6 protein-coding genes are annotated in these 6,470 nt (G+C 60.7%); 5 read left to right on the top strand and 1 reads right to left on the bottom strand.

Annotated features, from left to right (window positions below):
* Positions 1 to 103: 103 nt before the first annotated feature.
* Entirely contained in the window at positions 104 to 706 is a 603-nt protein-coding gene (locus ACR0K1_RS23410) for a helix-turn-helix domain-containing protein (protein ID WP_480616349.1), read from the bottom strand.
* Between the two features lie 146 nt (positions 707 to 852).
* Between ACR0K1_RS23410 and glyA the strand changes: the two genes are divergently transcribed.
* The 5 genes from glyA to ACR0K1_RS23435 all read left to right on the top strand — a co-directional run bounded on the left by glyA (position 853) and on the right by ACR0K1_RS23435 (position 6,352).
* Positions 853 to 2,106, top strand: coding sequence for a serine hydroxymethyltransferase (gene glyA, locus ACR0K1_RS23415; RefSeq protein ID WP_480852047.1), 1,254 nt, complete (start codon positions 853 to 855; stop codon positions 2,104 to 2,106).
* Positions 2,107 to 2,116: 10 nt separating this feature from the next.
* Positions 2,117 to 3,499, top strand: a complete 1,383-nt coding sequence (gene lpdA / locus ACR0K1_RS23420) for a dihydrolipoyl dehydrogenase (protein ID WP_480616345.1) — start codon at positions 2,117 to 2,119, stop codon at positions 3,497 to 3,499.
* 12 nt (positions 3,500 to 3,511) lie between these two features.
* The gene (lipA, locus tag ACR0K1_RS23425) at positions 3,512 to 4,456 is read left to right on the top strand and encodes a lipoyl synthase (protein ID WP_480616343.1); all 945 of its coding nucleotides are present in this window, start codon (positions 3,512 to 3,514) and stop codon (positions 4,454 to 4,456) included.
* Positions 4,457 to 4,480: 24 nt separating this feature from the next.
* Entirely contained in the window at positions 4,481 to 5,851 is a 1,371-nt protein-coding gene (locus ACR0K1_RS23430; protein WP_480616341.1) for an alanine/glycine:cation symporter family protein, read from the top strand.
* Positions 5,852 to 5,929: 78 nt separating this feature from the next.
* Positions 5,930 to 6,352 (top strand): universal stress protein, encoded by a 423-nt coding sequence (locus ACR0K1_RS23435; protein ID WP_480616340.1) that lies wholly within the window; start codon positions 5,930 to 5,932, stop codon positions 6,350 to 6,352.
* The last annotated feature ends 118 nt before the right edge of the window (positions 6,353 to 6,470 follow it).

The raw sequence follows: 6,470 nt of genomic DNA on the forward strand, positions 1-6,470 counted from the left end.
CAACCGGGGCCGCATCGCGGACATGTTTGTTGAAAGAAACACGACGTCTGTTGTGACAAAGCGCTCGTCTCTCAGACCCTTCCGAGCGGAAGCCGTCCTTGGACTATTCCAGTGAAACCCACAGAACCTTGGCGTCATCCTTGCTGGTCGAGATGCAACCGTGCCCCATGCTGCTGTCGTAATACAGCGAGTCACCCGCTTTCATCGGCAAGGGTCGGTAGTGTTCGGAAACAAAGATCAACTCTCCGCTGATCACATACAAGAACTCTTCGCCGCTGTGGCGGATCCAGGTTTCAAATTCGGACACGTCGCGCGCTTTGATCGTGGCGATGTATGGCAGCATCCGTTTGCTGGTCAACTCGGGGCAAAGCAGTTCGTGCAGGTAAGTGGATGTATCCCGTATCTCGCCTGCACCCGCCGGAGTGTAATCGCGGCGTCCCGAAATGCCCGTCTGGCCCGACTGCAGGAACAGTTGCGGAGTGCTCAGATCAAGGGCCTGTGTCAGCCGCCGAACGATGTCGAAACTGGGCCGCGTCTGGTTGTTTTCGATCTTCGAAAGGGTGGACCGCCCGATTCCCGCAGCACGTCCGGCTTCCTCCAAAGTCCAGCCTTTTGCGCGGCGCGCGTCGCGGATCGACCGGCCCAAAGCCGCCCCATCGTCGTGATCTGCCGGCCCGGAAACATCGTTCGGAGCTTCGTCTGGCATTAAAATCTCCATTCTTTGCTGTAGGTTAGCTAATTCCCCTGTCGTGCACAACTTCACATTTCCGAGAATTGTGTTGCCATAATGGACATAATTCCACTATAGGAAACAAAATCCCTTGTACGTAACATATGCCGCGAGAGGAAATCATGTTCACAACGTCACTCACGAAGACTGATCCGATCATTGCCGCGTCGATTGCGCGTGAAGGCAAGCGCCAGGCGGAACAAATCGAACTCATCGCGTCCGAGAACATCGTCTCGCAGGCCGTGATCGATGCACAGGGATCCGTGCTGACGAACAAATATGCCGAAGGCTATCCCGGTCGCCGCTACTACGGCGGGTGCGAATTTGTGGACGAAGTCGAGGCCGAGGCGATTGAGCGTCTGAAAAAGCTGTTCGGCTGCGCCTTCGCCAATGTACAGCCGCATTCCGGCGCGCAAGCCAACGGGGCAGTGAAGCTTGCTTTGCTCAGCCCCGGTGACACGATCCTTGGCATGTCGCTGGATGCGGGCGGGCACCTGACACATGGTGCCAAACCGGCGCAGTCGGGCAAATGGTTTCACCCGGTTCAATACGGTCTGACCGATGCCGGGCTGATTGACTATGATCAGGTCGAAGCGCTGGCGAGGGCGGAAAAGCCCAAGATGATCATCGCAGGCGCATCGGCCTATTCGCAGCAGATTGACTTTGCCTGCTTCCGCGCAATCGCGGATGAGGTCGGGGCCTGGCTGCTGGCTGACATGGCCCATATCGCAGGTCTGGTCGCCACGGGCCTGCATCCGTCGCCGGTCGGTCACGCGCATGTGGTGACGTCAACCACCCACAAGACCCTGCGCGGCCCGCGCGGCGGGATCATCCTGACCAATGACGAGGCGCTGGCGAAAAAGATCAACTCGGCGGTGTTTCCAGGCCTGCAGGGCGGCCCGCTGATGCATGTGATCGCAGGCAAGGCCGTGGCGTTTGGCGAGGCGCTGCAGCCCGAGTTCAAAACCTATATGCAGCGCGTGGTGGACAGCGCCTCGGCACTGGCCGGGGTGATGATCGCGCGCGGATGCGACATCGTATCGGGTGGAACCCAGAACCATCTGATGCTGGTGGATCTGAGGCCGCTTGGCGTCACCGGTAAGGATGCTGAATCGGCGCTGGAACGGGCAGGGTTTACCTGCAACAAGAACAGTGTTCCGGGCGACCCCGAGAAGCCGACCGTCACCAGCGGTATTCGTCTGGGCACCGCCGCCGGGTGCAGCCGCGGGTTCGGCCCCGATGAGTTCCGCCAGATCGGTCATATGATCGGCGATGTGCTGGATGCGCTGGCCCGAACGCCCGAGGGTGATGAAACCATCGAAGCGCAGACCCGCGACAAGGTTCGCGCCCTGTGTGCGGCACACCCCATCTACTGAGAGAAAAGTCATGAACATCTATGACCTGATCGTCATCGGCGGTGGTCCGGGCGGCTATGTCGCGGCCATTCGCGCGGCCCAGCTGGGCATGAAAGTAGCATGTGTCGAAGGGCGCGGGGCGCTTGGCGGAACCTGTCTGAATGTGGGGTGTATCCCCTCGAAAGCGTTGCTGACCTCTTCGGCCAAATATGCCGAACTTGCATATCTCTCCTCCCATGGCATTGCGGTCGAAGGGGCCAGCATCGACGTGCCCGCAATGATGGGGCGCAAGGACAAGATCGTCGGCGATCTGACCAAGGGGATCGGATTCCTGTTCAAAAAAAATGGGGTCGAGTTGATCGAAGGCTGGGCCAGCATCCCGGCGGATGGGCAGGTCAAGGTCGGTGACGACATCTATGAGGCCAAGAACATCTTGATCGCCACCGGGTCCGAACCGACACCGCTGAACGGGATCGAGATTGACGAGCGTGACATCCTTAGTTCCACCGGCGCGCTTGAGCTTGAGACGGTGCCCGAGCATCTGGTCGTCGTCGGGGCAGGGGTCATCGGGCTCGAGCTTGGTCAGGTCTGGGCGCGTCTAGGGGCCAGGGTCACTGTCGTCGAATATCTGGATCGCGTCCTGCCCGGCATCGATGGTGAGATTGCAAAGCTGGCGCAACGGGCGCTGGCGAAACGCGGGCTGAAATTCCAGTTGGGCCGCGCGCTGAAGGCTATCGAAAAGACCGAGGCCGGATTGACGCTTGCTCTGGATCGGGTTGGCAAAGACAAGGAAGAGGTGATCGAGGCTGACAAGGTCCTGATCGCTGTCGGTCGCCGACCCGTATCGCGCGGGCTGAGGCTGGAGGAATTGGGGATAGCCCTGGACCCGCGCGGTTTTGTTCAGGTGGACAACAGGTTCCGCACATCGGTTCCCGGCATCTATGCAATCGGGGACTGCATCCCCGGCCCGATGCTAGCGCATAAGGCCGAAGAAGATGGTGTCGCCTGCGTTGAGATGCTGGCGGGGCAGGGTGGCCATGTCGATTACAACACTGTGCCGGGGGTTGTGTATACCGACCCCGAAGTTGCCTCGGTCGGCCTGACTGAAGAGGCTCTGAAAGAGGCTGGCACCGAATACGCGGTCGGCAAATTCGCTTTCATGGCGAACTCGCGCGCGCGTTCAACTGGCGAAACCGATGGCGCGGTCAAGGTTCTGGCCGATCCGAACGGCACGATTCTGGGCGCCCATATCTGCGGTGCCCATGGCGGCGACCTGATCGCCGAACTGGTTCTGGCCATGACCAAAGGCGCAACCGTCGCTGATGTGGCCGCCACCTGTCATGCACACCCGGCCATGGGCGAGGCGGTCAAGGAAGCCTGCCTTGATGCCATGGGCCGTGCCATCCACGCGTAAAGGACCAGCCAGATGACCCTCCAGCTGCGCCCCCGCCACCCGGAAAAGGCCAAAAAGGCCGACAGCGCCATACCGCGCAAGCCGAAGTGGATTCGTCGCAAAAAGATCGAAAGCGCCGAGTATTACGAGACCCGCCGCTTGATGCGCGACCACAATCTGGCGACGGTTTGCGAAGAGGCCGCCTGCCCCAATATCGGCGAATGCTGGTCCATGCGCCACGCCACCATGATGATCATGGGCGAGGTCTGCACCCGCGGCTGTTCCTTCTGCAACGTCTCGACGGGCCGTCCGGACGCGCTGGATGTGTTCGAACCGGGCCGCGTCGCGGCGGCGGTCAGGAAACTGGGCCTGCGTCACGTGGTGATCACATCCGTGGACCGGGACGATCTGGCCGATGGCGGCGCAGACCATATCGCCCGGACTATCCGCGCCGTGCGCCACCAGAACCCCGGCACCACGGTCGAGGTTCTGACCCCCGATTTTCTGGGCAAGGGCGCCGCGGCGGACATCGTGTTCGACGCCGCCCCGGACGTATTCAACCACAATCTGGAAACCGTCCCGCATCTTTATCCGACAGTGCGGCCCGGCGCGCGCTATTTCACCTCGCTGCGGCTGCTGGACGACGCCAAGCGCGCCAATCCACAGGTTTTCACCAAATCCGGCATGATGGTGGGGCTGGGGGAAAGCCTGAATGATGTGCGGCAGGTGATGGACGACCTGCGAGCGGCACAGGTCGATTTCCTGACCGTCGGTCAATACCTGCAACCGACCCCGAAACATCACCCGATCGACCGGTTCTGGACACCGGAAGAATTCGCCCAGCTGGAGCAGATCGCACGCTCCAAGGGCTTTTTGCACGTGTCGGCAACCCCGCTGACCCGTTCGTCGTTCCACGCGGACGAAGACTTTGCCGCCCTCAAGCAGGCCCGCCAGCGGGCGCTCGCGACCGGGGCATAACCAAACGCAAATGGGAGGGATACCATGGAAGCGTTAAATTCAATCGTAGGGGCCATCAATGGCGTCGTATGGGGGCCGCTGATGCTGGTTCTCATTCTGGGCGTCGGCTTCTTCTTGCAGGTGGGGCTGAAATTCATGCCGATCCTGCGCATCGGCACGGGCTTCAGCTTGCTGTTCAAAGGCCGCGAGGGTCAGGGCGAAGGGCAGATCAGCCCGTTCAACGCGCTGATGACCTCGCTGTCGGCGACCATCGGTACGGGCAACATCGCCGGTGTGGCCACTGCTGTCTTCCTGGGCGGTCCGGGCGCATTGTTCTGGATGTGGATGACCGCCCTGGTGGGCATGGCCACCAAATATGCCGAAGCTGTCTGCGCGGTGAAGTACCGTGAAAAGGACGAGCTGGGCAACTTTGTCGGCGGCCCGATGTATTACATCAAGAACGGGCTCGGCGCGAAATGGGCATGGCTGGGCGTGGCCTTCGCCCTTTTCGGCGCAATTGCGGCCTTCGGCATCGGCAACGGTGTGCAGGCCAACGGTGTGGCGCAGGTTCTGGAATCGAACTTCGGCGTCAATACCTCGGTCACCGGCGTGGTCCTGATGGTCCTGACCGCTGCCGTTATTTTGGGCGGCATCACCCGCATCGGCGCGGTTGCCGGTAAGCTGGTTCCGTTCATGGCGATTGCCTACATCATCGCCGGTCTGCTGGTTCTGCTGATCAACATCGGCAATATCGGCCACGCACTGTCGCTGGTCTTCACCTACGCGTTCACCCCCTCGGCCGCCGAAGGTGGTTTTGCGGGCGCAGCCGTCTGGGCCGCCATCCGCTTTGGTGTGGCACGCGGTGTGTTCTCGAACGAGGCCGGTTTGGGCTCCGCCCCGATCGCACACGCCGCAGCCGAGACCAAAGGTCCGGTCAACCAGGGCCTGATCGCGATGCTGGGTACGTTCATTGACACCATCATCGTCTGCTCGATCACCGGTCTGGCGATCATCTCTTCGGGTGCTTGGACATCGGGTGAATCGGGCGCGGCCCTGACCTCGCTGGCCTTCGCAAACTCGCTGCCGGGCGGTGGTCACCTGATCGCAATCGCGCTGTCGATCTTTGCCTTCACCACCATTCTGGGCTGGTCGTTCTATGGCGAGAAATGCGTCGAGTTCCTGCTGGGTGTCAAATCGCTGATGCCCTACCGCGTGCTGTGGATCGTTGCGATCTACTTCGGCGCGACGGCGGATCTGGGCTTCATCTGGCTGCTGGCGGATACGCTGAACGCCATGATGGCCATCCCGAACCTGATTGCCCTGGCCCTGCTGAGCCCCATCGTCTTCAAACTGACGAAAGAGTTCTTTGCCTCGGGCGGCCAATCCGAGGAACCGGGTGGCTCACCAGCCGAATAATTCGGTCCTGAAAAAATCGGGGGGCCAACCCGGCCCCCCGCCTTTGAAACAGAATTCCATATTTCGAGGAGAGACGTGATGGCCACGAAAATCCTGCTGCCCATCGATCACACCGACGACCGCTCGTGGAAACTGGCCCTGCCGGTCGCATTGGAACAGGCAAAATTCTATGGTGCCGAACTGCATGCGGTTGCCGTCATCCCCGAGATCATCCAACTGCCGAACCTGCCCGCCAACTATGGCGCTGGCGCCAAAGACCACGTGCGGGGTGCGGTTCAGGCCATTCTGGACCATGCCAATGCCTCGGACGTGCCGGTTCATGTCGAAGAAGGCAGCGTTTACCGCGAAATCCTGAAGCTTGCCTACAAGGAAGGCTTTGATCTGATCGTCATGGCGTCGACCAAGGGCGATTTCCCGAATTATGAGATTGGTCCGAACCTGGCCCGTGTCGTGCGCAACGCGCATTGCACCGTCATGGTCGTTCGCGACCGATCCCGCTGAATGAAAGGTTGAGAAAATGACCGAATTGAAACGCACGCCTCTCTACGCTTTGCATGTTGAGTTGGGTGGCAAGCTGGTTGATTTTGCGGGTTGGGAGATGCCTGTTCAGTATCCTTTG

Source organism: Ruegeria sp. F5, assembly GCF_056533845.1.

What these genes read in the sequence shown, in the direction of transcription:
- lpdA (WP_480616345.1), top strand. Translation starts at nt 2,117, where the DNA reads ATGAACATCTATGACCTGATCGTCATCGGCGGTGGTCCGGGCGGCTAT.
- ACR0K1_RS23430 (WP_480616341.1), top strand. Translation starts at nt 4,481, where the DNA reads ATGGAAGCGTTAAATTCAATCGTAGGGGCCATCAATGGCGTCGTATGG.
- glyA (WP_480852047.1), top strand. Translation starts at nt 853, where the DNA reads ATGTTCACAACGTCACTCACGAAGACTGATCCGATCATTGCCGCGTCG.
- lipA (WP_480616343.1), top strand. Translation starts at nt 3,512, where the DNA reads ATGACCCTCCAGCTGCGCCCCCGCCACCCGGAAAAGGCCAAAAAGGCC.
- ACR0K1_RS23410 (WP_480616349.1), bottom strand. Translation starts at nt 706, where the DNA reads ATGCCAGACGAAGCTCCGAACGATGTTTCCGGGCCGGCAGATCACGAC.
- ACR0K1_RS23435 (WP_480616340.1), top strand. Translation starts at nt 5,930, where the DNA reads ATGGCCACGAAAATCCTGCTGCCCATCGATCACACCGACGACCGCTCG.